Source organism: Streptomyces sp. NPDC020490, assembly GCF_044335305.1.
Taxonomy (GTDB): domain Bacteria; phylum Actinomycetota; class Actinomycetes; order Streptomycetales; family Streptomycetaceae; genus Streptomyces.
The window spans coordinates 43,228-61,606 of record NZ_JBIRUY010000013.1; the positions used below are offsets into that span (position 1 = coordinate 43,228).

Consider the following 18,379-nt stretch of genomic DNA (forward strand, 5'->3'; position numbering starts at 1 on the left):
ACCCGATTCGGGGGGCGGGCACCACCCTTCGTGCAATCGTTCAGCCGATGTGAGGGGACCGCTGGGCCGGACGGACGCCGCCGGTGGCGGAGTTGCACCGGGGCGGCTTCCGGGGGACCGTTCGGGGTACGGACGGCCGGCGGGCGTCCGCCGCCCGCCGGGGAGCCCGGGCTCCGGGGCAGCGGAACGCCGGCGCGGAGGATCAGGCGGGGACTCGCCCGGGAAAAGCTGTCGAAGCGCTTCGACAACCTATGGACACTCGATCTCGCTGGAGCTAGGGTCGAACCACCCCTCACCCGCCCCTGTTCGCACTGCGCACTGTCGAAGCGCTTCACACCGCTTGGAGAGCCGGATGGTCACCCTCGCCGAGGTCGCCCAGCACGCCGGAGTCTCGGCCAGCACGGTGAGCTATGTCCTCAGCGGCAAGCGGTCCATCTCCGCGACCACCCGGCAGCGGGTCGAGCGGAGCATCCGCGAGCTGGGCTACCACCCCAACGCGGGCGCGCGGGCCCTGGCGAGCAACCGGTCGAACATCATCGCGCTGATGATCCCGCTGCGCACCGACATGTACGTGCCGGTGATGATGGAGATCGCCATCGCGGTCGCCACCACCGCCCGCACGCACGGGTACGACGTGCTGCTGCTCACCGGCGAGGAGGGCCCCGACGCCGTCCGCCGCGTCACCGGCAGCGGGCTCGCGGACGCCATGATCCTGATGGACGTCGAACTCGACGACGAGCGGCTGCCGCTGCTGCGGGGTGGGGGCGCCCCCGGTCGAGCGAAGTCGAGAGTGGGGGACGCCGAGCCGTCGGTGCTGATCGGGCTGCCCGCCGACACCGCCGGACTCACCTGCGTCGACCTCGACTTCCGGGCGACCGGCGCGCTGTGCGTGGAGCACCTGGCGATGCTCGGCCACCGCGACATCGCCGTCATCGGCGAGGCCCCCGCGGTCTACGAGCGGCACACCGGGTTCGCCGAACGCACCCTCGACGGGCTGCGCTCGCGCGCACGGGAGCTCGGCATCCGGCTGCTGCACCGCCCGTGCGAGGGCGGGTACGGCGCGATGACCGTCACCCTCGCCCGCATCCTCGACGAGCGCCCGGGCACCACGGGCTTCGTCGTCCAGAACGAGTCGGCCGTGGAACCGCTGCTCGCCCTGCTGCGCCAGCAGGGCCGCGCCGTGCCCGAGGACGTGTCGGTGGTGGCGATCTGCCCGGAGCAGGTCGCCGTCCAGGCCTCGGTGCGGCTGACGTCCGTCGCCATCCCCGCCCAGGAGATGGGCCGGCACGCCGTGGAACGCCTGGTCGCCAAGCTCGACGGCCACGGCTCGGACGAAGTGGTGCTGCTCGCACCCGAGTTGACGGTACGGGCGAGCACGGGACCGGCGCCCTCCGCCACCTCCTGACCCAGCTCTCGCTGCCCTCCGGGGCACCTTCACGTCCTTCAGGAGCACCCCACGTGAATCAGCCTGCCCCGAATCAGCCCCAGGTGAGCCTGGCCCAGTCCGCGCCCACCGTCGGCACCTTCCGCGAGCGGGACGGCGCGCTGGAGTGGAGCGGCCGTCAGGAGACCGTGCGCGTCGAGCCGTGGGGTCCGGACGCCGTGCGCGTCCGTGCCCGGCTCGGCGGCCCGGTCCTCGACGGCCTGCCCGGCGCCCTGCTCGACGACCCACCGGCCGCGCCGTCCACCGTCAAGATCGAGGACGGGCGGGGGCGGCTGACCGTCGGCGCCCTCACCGTCGAGATGGACGCCGAGGGCCTGGTCCGCTTCCTGCGCACCGGCGACGGCTCGGAACTGCTCGCCGAGGAACGCGCCCACTTCTGGTGGCCCGGCCCCCGCCTCTACACCGCCGTCGGCAACGGCCACCACCGCCTGGAGCAGCGGTTCGCCCCCTACGACGACGAGAAGCTGTACGGCCTCGGCCAGCACCAGCACGGCCGGCTCGACCAGAAGGGCCTGGTCCTCGACCTGATCCAGCGCAACGCCGAGGTCGGCATCCCGGTGCTCAGCTCCAGCCGCGGCTACACCCTGCTGTGGAACAACCCGGCGATCGGCCGGGTGGAGCTGGCCCACAACGGCACGCGCTGGGTGGCGGACTCGGCCCGCCAGATCGACTACTGGATCACCGCGGGCACCCCGGCCGACGGCCAGCGCCGCTACAGCGCGGTCACCGGCCGCACGCCCATGCTGCCGGAGTGGGCGGCGGGGTTCTGGCAGTGCAAGCTGCGCTACCGCACGCAGGACGAACTCCTCGCCGTGGCCCGCGAGTACAAGCGGCGCGGGCTGCCGATCTCGGCGATCGTGTGCGACTTCTTCCACTGGACGCACCTGGGCGAGTGGAAGTTCGACCCCCGCGAGTGGCCCGATCCGGCGGCGATGGTGCGCGAGCTGGAGCAGCTGGGCATCAAGCTCGTCGTCTCCGTCTGGCCGTCGGTGTCGCCGCTGAGCGAGAACCACCAGCTCATGGAGCAGCGCGGCTACTTCATCGGCACGCAGTACGGTCCGATGGCGCACGCCGACTGGCCGGACAAGGAGGTCGCCTCCACCGTCCAGGTCGCCTTCTACGACGCCACGAACCCCGAGGCGCGGGAGTTCGTGTGGTCGCGGGTCAAGGAGAACTACCTCGACCCGTACGGCATCACGGCGTTCTGGCTGGACGCCTGCGAGCCGGAGCTGAAGCCGGGCTTCCAGGAGAACCTGCGCTACTGGGCGGGCCCCGGCCTGGAGGTCGGCAACATCTACCCGGCGGAGAACTCCCGCACCTTCCACGAGGGCCTGCGCGCCGAGGGCGAGGAGGTGATCACCCTCAACCGGTCGGCGTGGGCGGGCAGTCAGCGCTACGGCGCGGCCCTGTGGTCCGGCGACATCGGCACCGACTTCGCGACCCTGCGCCGCCAGATCGCGGCCGGCCTCAACACCGCGCTGTCGGGCATCCCGTGGTGGAACACCGACATCGGCGGCTTCCACGGCGGCGACCCGGACGACCCGGCCTACCGCGAGGTGATGGTCCGCTGGTTCCAGTTCGGCGCGCTGTCCCCGCTGATGCGGCTGCACGGCTTCCGCGACCCGGGCATGCCGCTCGGCCCGGACATGACCGGCGGCCCCAACGAGGTGTGGTCCTACGGCGAGGAGGCCGGCGCGGTCCTGGAGAAGTACCTGCGGCTGCGCGAGCGCCTGAGGCCGTACGTGCTGCGGGTCATGCGGGAGGCGCACGAGGAGGGGCTGCCGGTGATGCGGCCGCTGTTCCTGGAGTTCCCCGGCGACCCCGGCGCCTGGTCGGTCGACGACGCCTACCTCTTCGGCCCGGACCTGCTGGTCGCCCCGGTGCTTGACGCGGGCGCGACGACCCGCACGGCGTACCTCCCGGCGGGCGCGCGCTGGACGGACGCGTGGACGGGTGAGACGTACGAGGGCGGCGCGTCCGTCACGGTCGACGCTCCGCTGGACCGCATCCCGCTGTTCCTGCGGGACGGGGCGAGCCTGCCGGTGGCGGAGTAGCCGCGCGGGACCGGAACGGACGGGGGAGCCACCGCGGGCCGCGGCGGCTCCCCCTTTTCCCGGTGCTCAGCTGCTGTTGACGGTGAAGTCCAGGCCGCCGGAGGAGGACGTGATCTCGAAGCCGAACTGCACGTCACCGATGGTCACGTTGCCGAACCAGCCCTTGGTGTCCTTGATCCACTTCAGGATCGGCAGGATGTTCACCGTGCCGGAGGTGGAGTTGGACGTGCGCACGAACGAGAACACGTCGTTGGAGCCGTTGTTGCCCTTGTAGACGGTCCAGGTGTGACCGCCCAGGGTCAGGGTGCCCTGCGAGGTGCCGAGCGGGCCGACCGCCCCGGTCTTGTTGACCCAGAGCATGATCTCGTACTTGTAGCCGGTGTCCCAGATGTCGTACGAGGTGTTGTAGGCGCCGGACGACGGGACCGTGACGTTGTAGCTGCTGGAGAGCGAGCCGAGGGAGGTGATCGACTTGTTGATCACCTTCTTGGCGTTGGGGTAGGACTTGATGCCGCCGGTGTTGGGGTGGTTGGCGTTGACGCCCCAGTTGGTGCCGGAGTTGGCCCAGATGCACTGGCTGCCGGCGCCGGAACCCCAGATGTTGTTGTAGAGCGTGTAGCCGTTCAGGGTGGTGTTGCCCCACTGGTCGCAGGAGCTCCAGACGGCCGCGGAGGCGGGGGCGGAGGCGGCGCCGACGGTGATGCCGAGGGCCAGGGCGGGTGCCGCCAGCGCGGTCGCGACCCTCTTCTTCAGCGTGCGTGTTGCCATGGTGTCCCTTCCATGGGTGGGGGGATTGCGGGGAGTTACCACGCCCCCAGGGTGAGGACGTGGTCTTCTCCGGCGACCAGATCGAGCGGCCGGCCGCCGGAGGAAGTCCGGAGTTCGACGCGGTGGGTGCGGCTCGGCCGCAGCACCGCGGTCACTTCGTGGGGGCTCCAGGTGAGGTCGAGTTCGGCGCCGAACCGGGTGCGGACGCCGCACAGCCGGCCCGTCGGGTACGCCGCCGGGAGCACCGGCAGCAGCACCAGCCGGTCAGGGGTGGACTGCACGAGCGTCTCGATCAGCACGGCGGGCAGGGTGTGCGCGGCGTCCGCGTTGTAGACGTGGCGGCGCGGATAGTGGGCGCTCATCAGCGACGCGTGGAAGAAGTCGCCGCCGAGGACCCGGCCCAGGGCGTGCGCGACCCGTTCGCCGTCGCGCAGCCGGGCGGCGACGAGGGCGTGGTGGAGGTGCCCGTGGGCGGAGTCGTTCTCGGCGCCGCGCAGTTCGAGGGCGCGGTGGGCGGCGGCCGCGAGGTCCGGGGTGTCGTAGGGGTTGATCTCGTCGAGCGGCCAGACGCCGTAGAGGTGGCTGAGGTGCCGGTGGTCGTAGCTGTCCTCCAGGCCGGGCCAGGCCCACTCGGCGAGGGCGCCGTCGGCGTTGATCCGGTGCGGCGGCAGCCGGTCGGCGAGGGCGCGCCACCGCTCGGCGTGCCGGGGGTGGTAGTCGGCGGCGGTGCGCAGCGCGTGCCGGGCCGCCGAGAGGTCCATGGCCGCGTCGATCGCGCCCCAGCTGCCGTTCGCGGGGCGGTTCTCGGGCGAGTAGGAGGGGACGACGACCAGCCGGCCGTCCGGGCCGGTGCGGGTGAGGAAGTCCTCGTAGAACAGGGCGACCTGGGCGAGCACGGCGGCGGTGCGCGGGTCGCGGGTGCCGCGGGTCTCGTCGTGGTCGACGAGCGGCTTGAGCAGCCAGTCGGCGCCGGCCGTCCACAGGTGCAGCGGGTACTCGCGGCTGAAGTGGTACGACAGCCCGGACTCGCCGTCGGTGTGGGCGGGGGCGACGACTCCGCGGCAGCCGAAGACGGTCCGGGCGTTCTCGGCCCAGTCGGTTTGCTGACGTGCGATCAGGGCAGCGTGCGCCTCGGTGACTTCGGGAAGGGCGGCGGCGGCCGCGGAGGCGGTCTGGAGGTTGAGGTTGGCGTCGTTGGTGAAGGCGCCGGACCAGGCGGTGTCCCAGTCGCCGGTCCACAGGCCGGTCAGGCGGGGCGGGAAGAGGCCGCTGGCGGAGAGCAGGTGGTAGCGCCCGGCGGCGAAGAGCCGCTCCAGCAGGGCGGGGCTGTCCGGGCTGGTGAGCAACTGCGACCCGGGCAGGGCGCGTTCGGCGGGGTCGGCGTCCAGGTCCAGGGTCACCCGGGCGTAGGCGGTGCGGTGCAGGGCGGTGTGCCGCTCCAGGAGGCGGGCGCAGGGGTCCGCGTCCTCGGGCAGCAGCGCGCGCAGTTCGGCGGCGAGGGCGGCCACGTCCGCTTCGGCGGTGTGCCGCACGACCAGGGTCAGCAGCAGCACCGACGCGGCGCCGGTGATCCGCAGGGCGGGCGGCGTGAGGGTCGCCCGGCCGCCGGTGACCGCGACCAGGGTGACGCCGGTGTAGGCGGTGTCGCTGCCGGGGTAGCGGACGCGCAGGGTGAGCAGGGCGCCCTCGGCGGTGAGCACCGTGCTCTCGCCGACGGCGAGCCCGAGGGGCGCGCCGGGCAGCCGGTGGTCGAGGGTGATCAGCAGGTCGGGGCCGGTGAGGTGCTGGACGATCACGTCGTCCGCGCGGGAGACGAACACCCGGGCTTCGGCGCCCTCGCAGCGCGTGCCGACGACGCCGGTGGTGAAGTCGACTTCGCGGCGGTAAGGGCCGGCCGGGGTGTCCGGGCGGCGGACGCGGATCTGGAAGGCCGGGTGGAAGGGCCGCACCCACTGCAGGCCGCGTCCGTCGGTGAAGTCCTCCGCCGCGTGCAGGTCGCCGTCGAGCAGCCGGTCCTGCAGGCCGGGCAGCCGGTCGGCCAGCTCGGGCGGGCGGGGCGGGACGCCGTCGCCCGGGCGGACGAGGGTGTGGTGGGTGACGACGACCCGCTCGTCGTCCGGCGTTCCGAACACGAGGGCGCCGTGGCGGCCGTTGCCGCTGAGGAAGCCGTCCTCCCAGCGGGTGGCGGGCGCGGGTTCCCAGGTGCCGTGGACGACGCTCATGGCCGCAGCACCGCCACCCCGTAACGCTCCAGGGTGAGCCGGTCGGTGACGGTGGCCCGGGTCAGCAGGTCCTGGTGGGTGCCCGGCACCTCCACGGTCACCGGCTCGCGCCCGTGGTTGAGCACGAAGAGCAGGTCACCGCGGCGGACCGCCTCGACCTGGCCGGGCAGGCCGTCCAGGACCGGGCGGACGCCGGCCTCGGCCGCGATGCCGGTGAGGACGCGGCGCAGCGCGTCGGGCTCGGGCAGCGTGGAGAGGTACCAGGCGCGGCCGTTGCGCAGGACGGCGGGCCGGCCGTCGAGCTCGCCGCCCCGGTAGGCGGCCTCGACCGAGGCGTCCTCGGTTTCCTCGATCTCCTCCGACCACAGCGTCCCGGTGAACCCGTCGGTCCGGACGGTCTCCCCGGCCTCCAGCGGCCACCACTCGTGCAGCGTGCGGATGCCGAACAGCTCGCGCAGCCGGGCGTCCATGCCGCCGGCCCGCACCCGGTCGTCCTGGTCGGCGACGCCGGTCAGGAAGCCGCTGACCAGGACGCCTCCGCCGCGTACGTGGGCGAGGAGGTTGTCGACCGCCGCGTCGGTGAGCGCGTACAACTGGGGGACGACGACCATCCGGTAGGCGGAGAGGTCGTGCTCGGGGTGGGCGAAGTCGGTGGCGAGGCCGGCCTGCCAGAGGGCGCGGTGCCAGGCGGTGAGGACGTCGGCGTAGTCGACGCGGGTGGAGAGCCGGGCCTCGTGCGCGCCGGCCCACCAGGAGTGCCAGTCGTGCAGGACGGCGATGCCGGCGGCGCTGTGCCGGCCCGCCACCTCGGCGCCGACCGCGGCCAGTTCCGCGCCGATCCGCTTGACCTCCTGGAAGGTGCGTCCGTGTTCTCCGGCGTGGCCGACCATCCCGGAGTGGAACTTCTCCGCGCCCTGCCGGGACTGGCGCCACTGGAAGTAGCAGACGGCGTCGGCGCCGCGGGCGACGGCCTGGAAGGACCACAGGCGGTTGAGGCCCTGCGGCTTGGGGTGGTTGACGCCGCGCCAGTTGACCGCGCCGGCCGCCTGCTCCATCAGCATCCAGGGTCCGCGCGCCTGGGAGCGGGTCATGTCCTGTACGAGAGCCGCTTGCTGGGCGGCGAACGGATCGCGCGGGTCGGGGTAGAGGTCGACCGAGACGACGTCCTCCTCCTCGGCCCAGCGCCAGGCGTCCTGGCCGGCCCACAGCGGCATGAAGTTGGTGGTGACCGGGAGGTGCGGGGTGTGCCGGCGGACGATGTCGCGCTCGGCGGTGTAGCACTCCAGGAGCATGTCGGAGGTGAACCGCTTGAAGTCCAGCACCTGCGTGGGGTTCTTCAGGTAGTGGGCGTGGCGGGGCGGCAGGACCTCCGCCCAGTCGCCGTAGCCCTGGCTCCAGAAGGCGGTGCCCCAGGCGGTGTTGAGGGCGTCCAGGTCGCCGTACCTGTCGCGCAGCCAGGTGCGGAAGCGGGCGGCGGCCTCGTCGCCCCAGTCGTAGGTGCAGTACTCGTTGTTGATGTGCCACATGGTGAGCGCGGGGTGACTCGCGTAGCGGGCGGCGAGGTCCTCGGTGACCGCGGCGGCGTGGCGGCGGTAGGCGGCGCTGGAGTGGGAGAAGTGCTGGCGGCCGCCCCACCATTCGGTACGGCCGTCCTCGTCGCGGGGCAGCGTCTCGGGGTACAGGCGGCCGAGCCAGGGCGGGGGCGACGCGGTGGGGGTGGCGAGGACGACGCCGATGCCGCCCTCGTGCATCAGGTCCATGAGCGTGTCCAGCCAGCCGAACCGCCGCTCTCCCGGCCGGGGTTCGATCCTCGCCCAGGAGAAGACACCGAGGGTCACGGAGTTGACGCCGGCGTCCCGCATGAGGCGGACGTCCTCGTGCCAGGTCTCCTCCGGCCACTGCTCGGGGTTGTAGTCGCCGCCGAAGAGGACGCGGCCGCGGGTGGCGCCGGCGAGGGTGGGCGTCGGCCGCCGGGGGGTGGATGACATGGGAGCCTCGCTGGGCGTGGTGGGTTGGCGGAGCGGTGAGGGGGCGGTGCGCGCTCTTGCTCAGAGGGGTGCGCGCCCCCTGCTCGGGGGCGCGGGGAACCGGTCCGGGGCGCGGGGAGCCGGTCCGGGCGGTGCGCCGCCCGGACCGGAAAGGGCGCGGTTCAGCCCTTGACCGCTCCCGTGAGCATGCCCTTCTTGAAGTGCCGCTGGACGAACGGGGAAGCGACCGCGACCGGTATCAGGGCGAGGACCATGACGGCCATCTGCAGCCCCAGAGAGGAGAGTTGCCCGGTACGGACGGCCTGCTGGAGGCCGGTCGGCGCCTCGCTGTTCTTCTGGACCAGCTGGATGAGCACGTTCTGCAGCGGCATCATGTCCTGGTCGGAGAGGTAGATGGACGCGTTGAACCAGGCGCTCCAGTACCCGACGGCGTAGAACAGCGAGATGACGGCCAGCACCGCCCGCGACAGCGGCAGGATGATGGTGAGCAGGATGCGCAGGTCACTGGCGCCGTCGATGCGGGCCGACTCGGTGAGTTCCGGCGAGATCCCCATGAAGAAGGCACGCAGCACGAGGATGTTGAAGACGCTCACCGCGCTCGGCAGGATCAGCGACAGGTAGGTGTCGGTGAGTCTCAGGGACTGCACGAGCAGGTACGTCGGGATGAGGCCGGCCCCGAAGAACATGGTCGCCATCATGATCATCAGCAGCACCCGGTGGCCCAGAGTGCCCCGCCGGGACAGGCCGTAGGCAGCGAGCACCGACACCGTCATCGAGAACAGGGTGCCGACGAGCGTCACGCCGACCGAGACCATGATGGCCCGGCTGACCTGGCCGCCGCTGAGCAGCTCCGTGTAGTTGATGAAGGTGATGCCCTGCGGAATCACGACGAGACCGCCGACCCGGTCGATCACGGGCTTCGGGGACAGGCTGGTGACGATCACGATCCACAGCGGCCCGAGCACTCCCAGGCAGCACAGGGCGAGGAACGCGCCCTTCGCGGTGAGACCCGCCTTGCCCGGCGGCTCCTCCCACACGGGGCGGGCCGGAGCCTTGAGGCTGCGGATGAGCTGGGTGTTGAGGCTCACTTCTGGTACACCCCCTGCTCGCCCAGCAGGTGCGCGAACTTGTTCGCGGCCAGGACGAGACACAGTCCGATGGCTCCCTTGACGAGGCCCACCGCGGCCGCGTAGCTGAAGTCGCCGTTCTGGATACCCATGTTCCACACGTACGTGTCGAGGACCTCGCTGGCTCCCACGCCGACCGCGTCCCGCTGGAGCAGGAACTGCTCGAAGCCGACGCTCAGCGCGTCGCCCACCCGCAGCACCAGCAGCAGGGCGATCACCGGGCGCAGCGCGGGCAGCGTCACGTGCCACATGCGCCGCCAGCGCCCGGCGCCGTCCATGGCGGCGGCCTCGTACAGATCGGTGCTGACGGCGGCCAGCGCGGCGAGGAAGACGATGATCCCCCAGCCGGCGTCCTTCCACACGGCCTGCGCGGTGACCAGGTACTTGAACAGGCTCGCGTTGGTCATCAGGTCGAAGCCGCTCCAGCCGTGGTTCTCGAGGGTCTGGGCGATGACGCCCGCGCCGCCGAAGATCTGCTGGAACACGGTGACCACGAGGACCCACGAGAAGAAGTGCGGCAGATACATGACCGCCTGCGCCACGGCCCGGACCCGGGGCCGGATCACGCTGTTGATGACCAGCGCGAGGGCCACCGGGACCGGGAAGAACAGCACCAGTTGGAGCACGAACAGGACGATGGTGTTCTTGACGGCGTCCCAGAACAGCGGGTCGTCCAGCATCCGGGAGAACTGCTCCACGCCGACCCAGGGGCTGTGGAAGATCGCCGTGACGCCGTTGCTGGAGACGTACGGGTCGTAGTCCTGGAAGGCGACGACGTTGCCGAGCAGCGGAACGTAGTTGAAGAGCAGGAGCAGGACGATGACGGGCAGCGTCATCAGGACGAGCGCGCGGTCCCGGCGCCACCGGACCCGCAAGGGGATCCGGCCGGCCGTGCCCGCCTCGCGGGGCAGCACCCGCCCCTTCGCCGCGGCCGCGGTGACCGCGGCCGTCGGTTCCTCGACGGCCGCGGGGGGACGAGTCCCGTCGGGCCTGCTCCCGGCGGTGAGAGACATCAGTTGGCGCTGCCGTTCTTGTCGATGAGCTGCTTGTACCAGTCGCGCAGCTTCTCGCCGCCGGAGGACTTCCAGGTGGAGATGGCGGCCTGCACGTCGGACAGCTTCTTGTTGCCGCGCACGTAGTCGATCTCCATCTGCTCGAACTGGCTGGAGAGGTTGGCGAAGCGGCTCGGCTCGACGATGTTCATGCCGTACGTGGACGACTTCTTCATGAAGGCGCCCATCCGCTGCTGCCACTCGACCTGCTTGCGGGCGACGTCGGGGTAGTCGGGGTGGGCGAAGTAGGGAGCCGGGGCCGCCAGCATCACCCAGGCGTTGATCACCTCGCTGTTGCCCTGGTCGGTCTTGACCGGGACGCCGTCCTTGACCGTGTAGTGGGTGCCCTCGACGCCGTAGTCGACGAGCATCCGCTCCTTGGTGCCGTAGGGGGCGGCCGAGAAGTCGGCGGCGGCCAGGGCGTTCTCGATCGTCGTCTTCGAGGCGCCCTTGCGGATCAGCGACCAGATGGTGGCGGGCGAGGAGGCCCACAGCTTCGGGTTGCCGCCGTCGGCGCCGAAGATGTCCATGCCCTCGATCCGGAAGTCCGGGTTGGCCTTGGCCTGTTCGGCGGTCTTCCCGTACCACGCGGAGGTGTCGCTGTTGAAGACCAGGATCTGCCCGGCGGTGAACCGCTGGCCGGCGTCGCCCGAGCGCGCCTTGTCGTCGGGGTGCACCACGCCCGCGTCGAACAGCTTGCGGGTCCACTCCAGGGCCTCGAGGTACTCGGGCTGCTCGATGCGGTACGTCAGCTTGCCGTCGGACCCGATGTTCCAGCCGAGCGGGCCGGAGCCGCGCACGCCGAAGATGTTGAAGGCGGTCCAGGACATGTCGCCGCAGGCGTACACCTTCGCCTTGGCGCTGGTGACGTCCTTGGCCCAGCTGAGGAACTCGTCGGGCGACTTCGGGACCGTGTAGCCCTTCTTGTCGAAGATGTCCTTGCGGTAGTAGGGCACGATGAAGGTCGCGGCGGCCGAGGGCATCGGGATGCCGCGCAGCGCGCCGCCGAAGATGCCCATGCGCCAGGAGTCGGAGGGGATCGCGGCCAGGTTCGGGTACTTCTTGACCTTGTCGCCCGCGAGGTAGGGGCCGAGGTCCATGAACTTCGCGGTGACCGCGTTCGCGATCTTGCCGACCAGCTCCCAGCTCGGCACCACGACCATGTCGGGTATGGAGCTGGAGGCGAGGACGGCGCCGAGCTTCTGGCCGTAGGTGTTGCCGTCCTGGTTCTGCCAGGTGATCTTGGTGCCCGCGGCGGAGTCGAGCGCCTTGTAGTAGGCACAGTCACCCTTGGGCGGAGAGCCCCAGAAGGGGGACATGATCTTGATGGGGGCCCCGGTGCCGAGCTTCTTCGGCACGGAGGTCTCGAGGGCCGAGAGGTCGACCTTGCCGGTGTAGCCGGCCGCCGAACCGTTCTTCGAGGGAAGGTCCGGCTGGGCGAGCTTGGCGGCGACGTACGCGGGCAGCAGCTTGTCCGCCGCCTTGCCCGACGTGGTGCCCTCGCGTGACCCGCTGTCCGGCCCCCCGCAGGCGGCGAGCAGCGGCATCCCGCCCGCCACCGCTGCGGTGGCAACCGCCGTGGAGGCGAGGAAGCTTCTCCGGCTTGGCCCGGAGGAGGCGGAAGCGGTGTTCGGCGTCATTGCGTCAACCCTTCATGGCGCACCAGGACACCCGGCGGTGGCCGTCGGCTGTGGTGTCTCGAGTGGAACTGGCTGAGCCGAAGCGGGTGGCCGCCCGGTCGTCGGAGGGCTGGGCACCGTCCCGGTGTGGCCCTCTTCGGATCGAAACAGTCGAAGCGCTTCGATGTTGCTGCGAGGTTAAGTGAACGACAGGGGGTGCACAAGGGTCGATCCCGAGATTCCTCGGAGGTTTCCAGCAACCGCCCGCACGCATACGCTGCTTGAGAACGCGCCCGGGAGCCGGATCTGCCGCCCCGAGGTGTCTTGACACCCACCCGGTCGTCGAACCAGCATCGAAGCGCTTCGAAAGAGCTCCGCCGCTCCATCGCAAGGGGAACCACACGTGACCGCTCACCCGCCGCCCGCACCGCCGTTCCGCGATCCGCAGTTGCCGTTCGCGAAGCGCATCGACGACCTGTTGCAGCGGCTCACGCTCGACGAGAAGGTCTCCTTCCTGCACCAGTTCGCGCCCGCCGTCGACCGCCTGGGCGTCGCGGCGTTCCGCACCGGGCAGGAGGCCCTGCACGGCGTGGCCTGGATGGGCCCGGCGACGGTGTTCCCGCAGGCCGTCGGCCTCGGCGCGACCTGGAACCCCGGCCTGGTGCGGCGGATCGGCGAGGCGGTGTCCCGGGAGGTCCGGGCGATGCGCGCCCGCGACGACCGCGTCGGCCTCAACGTCTGGGCGCCCACGGTGAACCTGCTGCGTCATCCCCTGTGGGGCCGCAACGAGGAGGGCTACTCCGAGGACCCGAAACTGACGTCCGCCATCGCCACGGCGTACACCCACGGCCTGCGCGGCGACCATCCGGCGTACTGGCGCACCGCCCCCGTCCTCAAGCACTGGCTGGCCCACAACAACGAGACGGGCCGGGACGTCACGTCGTCCTCCGTCCGCCCGCGCGTGCTGCACGAGTACGACCTGCGCGCCTTCCGCGAGACGGTCGAGGCGGGCGCGGTGTCCGGGGTGATGCCGGCCTACAACCTGGTCAACGGCCGCCCCAACCACGTCTCCCCCTACCTGAGCGAACACCTGCGCCGCTGGACGGACGAGGAGCTGCTGGTCTGCTCGGACGCGGGCGCGCCCTCCAACCTGGTCGACTCCGAGCACTACTTCGACACCCACGAGGAGGCCACCGCCGCCGCGCTGCTGGCCGGCGTCGACAGCTTCACCGACCACGGCACGGACGGCTCGAAGATCACCGCCCGCGTGCACGGCGCCCTCACCCGGGGCCTGCTGACGGAGGCCGACGTCGACACGGCCGTGCGCCGCCAGCTCGCGATCCGCTTCCGCCTGGGCGAGTTCGACCCGGAGCACGACCCGCACGCCGGCGCCGCCGACTTCGACACCCCGGCGCACCGGGCGCTCGCCCAGGAGGCCGCCGAGCAGGCGATCGTGCTGCTGAAGAACGACGGGCTGCTGCCGCTGCCCGCCACCGCCCGGATCGCCGTCGTCGGCCTGCTCGCCGACGAGTGCAAACTCGACTGGTACAGCGGCACGCTGATCCACCGCTCCACCGCGCTGGAGGGCCTGTACGAGCGGTTCGGCACCCAGCGCGTGGAGTTCGCGGAGGGCGTGGACCGGGTCCGCCTGAAGACCTCGGCGGGCGCCTTCCTGAGCGTCCCCGAAGCCGACGCCGACGACGAGGTGCGCGGCGCCGAGGGCGCGCTGGACCCCGCCCAGCTCGCGGGCCGCACCGACCTGCCGCCGCTCACCGTGGACGCCGCCGGCACGGAACTCGCGCTGGTCGACTGGGGTGAGGGCGTGCTGACCCTGCGCGCCCCCGACGGCCGCTACCTCTCGGTCGCCGGCGACGGCTACCTGCGCGCCTCCGCCGACCAGCCGGGCGGCTGGGTCGTGCAGGAGACGTTCCGCCTCGAACCGCATGAAAGCGGGCACCTCCTCAGGCACATCGGCACGGGTCGCCACGTCTCTGTCGCCGCCGACGGCGTGAAGGTTGCCGACGCGGACCAGGAAATCCCGGAGCTCCCGGAGGTCTTCGAACTGGTCGTCGTCGAGCGCGGCGAGGACGCGGTGGCCGCGGCGGCGGCGCGGGCCGACGTGGTCGTGGTGGTCGCGGGCAACGACCCGCACATCAACGGCCGCGAGACCGAGGACCGCACGACCCTGCGCCTGCCGCTCCACCAGGAGCGCCTGCTGCGGGCCGCCCGCACCGCGAACGAGCGCACGGTGCTGGCCCTGGTCTCGGCGTACCCGTACGCGTTCCAGACCGCCGGTCTGCCCGCGGTGCTGTGGACGGCGCACGGCGGGCAGGCCGCGGGCACCGCGCTGGCCCGGGTGCTGGCCGGCGACGTCTCACCGGCGGGCCGGCTGCCGCAGACCTGGTACGAGGACGACGCCGACCTGCCCGACCTGCTGGACTACGACGTCGTCGGCGCCCGGCAGACGTACCTCTACTTCGAGGGGACGCCGCTGTTCCCCTTCGGGCACGGCCTGTCGTACACGTCCTTCGCCTACGACGGCCTGGCGGTCCGGACCGACGGCGAGGCGGTGCGCGTCTCCTTCACGGTCACCAACACCGGTGCCGTCACGGCCGACGAGGTGGCCCAGCTGTACACGCGCGCGGTCGAGCCGTCGGTGCCGCGCCCGCGCCGCGAGCTGGTGGCACACCGCCGGATCACGCTCGCGCCGGGCGAGCGGGCGGATCTCTCCTTCGAAGTCCCCTCCCGCGCCTTCGAGTTCTGGGACGTGGCACACGGCAGGTGGCGCCTGGAGCCGGGCGCCTACGACATCCTGGCCGGCGCCTCCAGCGAGGACATCCGCCTGCGCACCACGGTCACCCTCGACGGCGAGCCCGCCGCCCCGCGCCCCGTCCTCGAACGCGGCCTGGCGGCAGCCGACTTCGACGAACAGAGCGGCATCGCCATCGTCGACCGCACGAAGACCTCCGGCGACGCGGTGACGCCCGCGCAGCACACCGCGGGCGAACTGATCTACCGCGCCTGCGACTTCGGCGACGGCGGCATCACGACGGTGACCGCCGACCTGGCGGGCGAGGGCACCCTCGAACTCTCCCTGGACGGCGGCCCGGCACTCGCCGAACTGACCCTGGGCACGCCCACGCAGAGCCCGTACGACTACGTCCCGGTCGGCGCGGAGATCGCCGCCGAGGGAGTACAGGGCGTGCACGACGTGCACATCAGGCTGCGCGGCCCGCTGCGGCTCGCGCACGTCGGCTTCTCCGGTTGAGGGTCCGGAACAGGCCGACGAGAAGGGGCCCGGCACCGGAAACATCGGCGCCGGGCCCCTTCGGGGTCGCTCGGACGGATCAGAGCGCGAGACCGGTGAGCACCAGCACCCGCTCGTAGGTGTAGTCGTCCATCGCGTACTTCACGCCCTCACGGCCCACACCGGACAGCTTGGCGCCGCCGTAGGGCATCTGGTCGGCGCGGTAGGACGGGACGTCGCCGATGACGACGCCGCCGACCTCGAGGGCGCGGTGGGCGCGGAAGGCGACCTGGACGTCGTGCGTGAACACGCCCGCCTGAAGGCCGTACTTGGAGTCGTTGACGGCGGCGAACGCCTCGGCCTCCCCGTCCACCTTGCGCACGGTGAGGACGGGCCCGAAGACCTCCTCGCAGGAGATCGTCACGTCGGCCGGCACGTCGGCGAGGACGGTCGGCGCGTAGGAGGCGCCGTCGCGCTTGCCGCCGGTCAGCAGCTGCGCCCCGGCGGCGACCGCCTCGTCCACCCAGGACTCGACGCGCTTGGCGGCGTCCTCGCTGATCAGCGGGCCGACGTCGGTCTTGTCGTCGTTCGGGTCACCGGTGACCTGGGCCTCGACGGCGGCGACGATGCGCGGCAGCAGCCGGTCGTACACCGCGGCGTCGGCGATCACGCGCTGCACGGAGATGCAGGACTGGCCGCCCTGGTAGTTGGAGAAGGTGGCGATGCGGTTCGCCGCCCAGTCGAGGTCGGCGTCGCTCGCCCAGTCGGCCAGCACGACGGCCGCGCCGTTGCCGCCCAGCTCCAGTGTGCAGTGCTTGCGCGGCACCGAGTCCATGATCGCGTAGCCGACCTTTTCGGAGCCGGTGAAGGAGATCACCGGCAGGCGCGGGTCCTGGACCAGGCCCGGCATGCGGTCGTTGGCGACCGGCAGGATGCTCCACGACCCGGCCGGCAGGTCCGTCTCGGCGAGCAGCTCACCGAGGACCAGCGCGGACAGCGGGGTGGCGGGCGCCGGCTTGAGGATCATCGGCGCGCCGGCCGCGATCGCCGGGGCGATCTTGTGGGCGCACAGGTTCAGCGGGAAGTTGAAGGGCGCGATGCCGAGGACGACGCCCTTCGGGAAGCGGCGGGTGAGGGCGAGCCGGCCCTGGCCGCCGGCGTCGGTGTCGAGCCGCTGGGCCTCGCCGCCGTTGAAGCGGCGGGCCTCCTCGGCGGCGAACCGGAACACCGACACCGCGCGGCCGACCTCGCCGCGGGCCCACTTGATCGGCTTGCCGTTCTCCGCGGAGATGAGCTGCGCGATCTCCTCGGTGCGCTCGACGAGCCGCCGGCTGACGTGGTCGAGGGCGGCGGCGCGGGCGTGGGCCGGGGTGGCGGCGAACTCGTCCCGTACGGCGTACGCGGCGGCCACGGCCTCCTCGACCTGCGCGTCGGCCGGCACGCTCACCTTGCCGACGACCCGGCCGTCCCACGGCGAGGTGACGTCGAAGCTGTCCTCGCCGGTGACCTGGCGGCCGGCGAGCCAGAAGGCGTGGGTGGAAGTCATAGTCGAGTCCCGGCCCTTCCGCGTTGGGGATGTGTGCATGGCTTTCGCCACCACGGTAGGGGCGGGGCGGCCGGGGGGCGTTTGTCCGGGATGGAGAAGTGGGGGCGGGGGGTGCGCCGGATTGTCCTGGGCGCAGCCAGCCCCCTCGGTACCGGTGCCGCTTACGCCTCCGCCACGAACCCCACGAACCGCGACCACTCGGCGCGGCCGACGGCGAGGTGGGGGCGCACTACGTCCTTGGAGTCGCGGACGCACACGGCCTGCTCTGTGACGGCGACCTCGACACAGTCGTCGCCCGAGCTGCCGCTGTAGCTGGACTTGAACCAAGCCAGTTCCATCGTGCTCATCACTCTCCTCGGAGTCGCTCCAACAGACCCCGCGAGTCTTTGGCATTCAGGGCCTGCGAGCGCAGTGTGTCATAGCGCTGACAGAGGAGGCTCACCTCTTTCGGGTCAGAGATCCACCGACCGTTCTCCTGTCCTTCGGAGTACGCCAGCCGTCGCCCCTTCGGGGTCTCCAGGAGCCTTATGGGACCGTCCATGCAGGCATGGAACTCCGCACCCGTCGGCACGACTTGGAGAGTGACGTTGCGGGGCGCTGTCCGTTCCAGCACGTAGTCCAACTGGCCTCGCCAGACGTCATGCCCGCCCAGCCTGCGGAGGAACACCGCCTCTTCCACGATGAAGTGGAAGGGAACGGTAGGCCGCTCGGACAGCATCCGCTGACGGTCCAGCCTCGCCGCCACCTGGGCCTCCAACTGCTCGTCGGTCAGCAGCGGAATGCGATTCTCGAAGAGGGCCCGCGCATACCCCTCCGACTGCAACAACCCCGGCACCAGCCTGCACTCGTACGTACACAGACTCACCGCCACGCGCTCCAGCCGAGCCCACTCCCAGAACCACGCCGCAAGCCCCACATCACCCCGCCCCCGCGTGACGTACTTCGACGACTTCAGCAGCGCCCCGGTGCTCCCCAGTACCTCGTCGGCGCGCTGGACGAACGCCGCGTCGGGCATCCTGCGCCCCCGCTCCACCGACTCCACGGTGTGCTTGGAGAAGCGCACCAGGTCCGCGAACTCGGCTCTGCTGTAACCGGCGTGCTCGCGCAACGCCTGCTGGAAGGCACCCCAGGTGCGCAGACTGTCCGAGGGATCGGGCTCACGGTCCGTCGCGCAGTCGGCCGGGCCGCCGTAGTGACCGTCGTCGCAGTCCTTGCCGCCGCTGTGGCCGTTGCCTACGCTGCCGATGCCGCTCGTCATACGCGGCCACCTCCGCTTCCGTGCACCCGCTGTCCGTCGCCCCGCGCGCGACGA

At 71.8% G+C, this 18,379-nt stretch carries 12 protein-coding genes; 3 read left to right on the top strand and 9 right to left on the bottom strand.

Features of this window, described 5'->3' with window-relative positions:
• Window positions 1-352: 352 nt before the first annotated feature.
• Together ACH4ZX_RS15910 and ACH4ZX_RS15915 are read left to right on the top strand one after the other, a co-directional pair.
• A complete protein-coding gene (locus ACH4ZX_RS15910) occupies window positions 353-1,405 on the top strand; it encodes a LacI family DNA-binding transcriptional regulator (protein ID WP_398272513.1) in 1,053 nt (350 codons plus the stop codon).
• Window positions 1,406-1,458: 53 nt separating this feature from the next.
• Window positions 1,459-3,498: a TIM-barrel domain-containing protein gene (locus ACH4ZX_RS15915; RefSeq protein ID WP_398272515.1), complete on the top strand. Its 2,040-nt coding sequence runs from the start codon at window positions 1,459-1,461 to the stop codon at window positions 3,496-3,498.
• 66 nt (window positions 3,499-3,564) lie between these two features.
• Here ACH4ZX_RS15915 and ACH4ZX_RS15920 read toward each other — a convergent pair whose 3' ends face one another.
• The 6 genes from ACH4ZX_RS15920 to ACH4ZX_RS15945 all read right to left on the bottom strand — a co-directional run bounded on the left by ACH4ZX_RS15920 (window position 3,565) and on the right by ACH4ZX_RS15945 (window position 12,295).
• The gene (locus ACH4ZX_RS15920; protein ID WP_398272517.1) at window positions 3,565-4,266 is read right to left on the bottom strand and encodes a hypothetical protein; all 702 of its coding nucleotides are present in this window, start codon (window positions 4,264-4,266) and stop codon (window positions 3,565-3,567) included.
• Between the two features lie 35 nt (window positions 4,267-4,301).
• Entirely contained in the window at window positions 4,302-6,488 is a 2,187-nt protein-coding gene (locus tag ACH4ZX_RS15925; protein ID WP_398272519.1) for a glycosyl hydrolase family 95 catalytic domain-containing protein, read from the bottom strand.
• Window positions 6,485-8,476, bottom strand: a complete 1,992-nt coding sequence (locus ACH4ZX_RS15930; protein WP_398272521.1) for a beta-galactosidase — start codon at window positions 8,474-8,476, stop codon at window positions 6,485-6,487. The genes ACH4ZX_RS15925 and ACH4ZX_RS15930 overlap by 4 nt, the downstream gene beginning before the upstream one ends.
• A gap of 161 nt (window positions 8,477-8,637) precedes the next feature.
• Window positions 8,638-9,564 carry a carbohydrate ABC transporter permease gene (locus ACH4ZX_RS15935; RefSeq protein WP_398272523.1) on the bottom strand — a complete coding sequence of 309 codons (927 nt, stop codon included), beginning with the start codon at window positions 9,562-9,564 and terminating at the stop codon, window positions 8,638-8,640.
• Window positions 9,561-10,616, bottom strand: coding sequence for an ABC transporter permease (locus ACH4ZX_RS15940; protein ID WP_398272525.1), 1,056 nt, complete (start codon window positions 10,614-10,616; stop codon window positions 9,561-9,563). The genes ACH4ZX_RS15935 and ACH4ZX_RS15940 overlap by 4 nt, the downstream gene beginning before the upstream one ends.
• Window positions 10,616-12,295 (bottom strand): extracellular solute-binding protein, encoded by a 1,680-nt coding sequence (locus tag ACH4ZX_RS15945; protein WP_398272527.1) that lies wholly within the window; start codon window positions 12,293-12,295, stop codon window positions 10,616-10,618. Before ACH4ZX_RS15945 ends, ACH4ZX_RS15940 begins: the two co-directional genes overlap by 1 nt.
• A 382-nt stretch (window positions 12,296-12,677) precedes the next feature.
• On the opposite strand from ACH4ZX_RS15945, the gene ACH4ZX_RS15950 reads away from it, so the two are divergent.
• Complete coding sequence (locus ACH4ZX_RS15950) at window positions 12,678-15,542, top strand: glycoside hydrolase family 3 C-terminal domain-containing protein (protein WP_398272529.1); 2,865 nt, start codon at window positions 12,678-12,680, stop codon at window positions 15,540-15,542.
• A 79-nt stretch (window positions 15,543-15,621) separates the two neighbouring features.
• Here the strand turns inward: ACH4ZX_RS15950 and ACH4ZX_RS15955 are convergent, their stop codons facing one another.
• From ACH4ZX_RS15955 to ACH4ZX_RS15965, 3 genes are all read right to left on the bottom strand, one after another.
• A complete protein-coding gene (locus ACH4ZX_RS15955; RefSeq protein WP_398272531.1) occupies window positions 15,622-17,067 on the bottom strand; it encodes an aldehyde dehydrogenase family protein in 1,446 nt (481 codons plus the stop codon).
• Between the two features lie 161 nt (window positions 17,068-17,228).
• Entirely contained in the window at window positions 17,229-17,414 is a 186-nt protein-coding gene (locus ACH4ZX_RS15960) for a DUF397 domain-containing protein (protein ID WP_398272533.1), read from the bottom strand.
• Window positions 17,414-18,325 carry a helix-turn-helix transcriptional regulator gene (locus ACH4ZX_RS15965; RefSeq protein WP_398272535.1) on the bottom strand — a complete coding sequence of 304 codons (912 nt, stop codon included), beginning with the start codon at window positions 18,323-18,325 and terminating at the stop codon, window positions 17,414-17,416. The genes ACH4ZX_RS15960 and ACH4ZX_RS15965 overlap by 1 nt, the downstream gene beginning before the upstream one ends.
• Window positions 18,326-18,379: the final 54 nt, after the last annotated feature.

Bases quoted from the DNA above. Each gene is read 5' to 3' on its own strand.
- ACH4ZX_RS15960 (WP_398272533.1), bottom strand. From the start codon at position 17,414: ATGAGCACGATGGAACTGGCTTGGTTCAAGTCCAGCTACAGCGGCAGC.
- ACH4ZX_RS15910 (WP_398272513.1), top strand. From the start codon at position 353: ATGGTCACCCTCGCCGAGGTCGCCCAGCACGCCGGAGTCTCGGCCAGC.
- ACH4ZX_RS15945 (WP_398272527.1), bottom strand. From the start codon at position 12,295: ATGACGCCGAACACCGCTTCCGCCTCCTCCGGGCCAAGCCGGAGAAGC.
- ACH4ZX_RS15940 (WP_398272525.1), bottom strand. From the start codon at position 10,616: ATGTCTCTCACCGCCGGGAGCAGGCCCGACGGGACTCGTCCCCCCGCG.
- ACH4ZX_RS15920 (WP_398272517.1), bottom strand. From the start codon at position 4,266: ATGGCAACACGCACGCTGAAGAAGAGGGTCGCGACCGCGCTGGCGGCA.
- ACH4ZX_RS15965 (WP_398272535.1), bottom strand. From the start codon at position 18,325: ATGACGAGCGGCATCGGCAGCGTAGGCAACGGCCACAGCGGCGGCAAG.
- ACH4ZX_RS15955 (WP_398272531.1), bottom strand. From the start codon at position 17,067: ATGACTTCCACCCACGCCTTCTGGCTCGCCGGCCGCCAGGTCACCGGC.
- ACH4ZX_RS15930 (WP_398272521.1), bottom strand. From the start codon at position 8,476: ATGTCATCCACCCCCCGGCGGCCGACGCCCACCCTCGCCGGCGCCACC.
- ACH4ZX_RS15925 (WP_398272519.1), bottom strand. From the start codon at position 6,488: ATGAGCGTCGTCCACGGCACCTGGGAACCCGCGCCCGCCACCCGCTGG.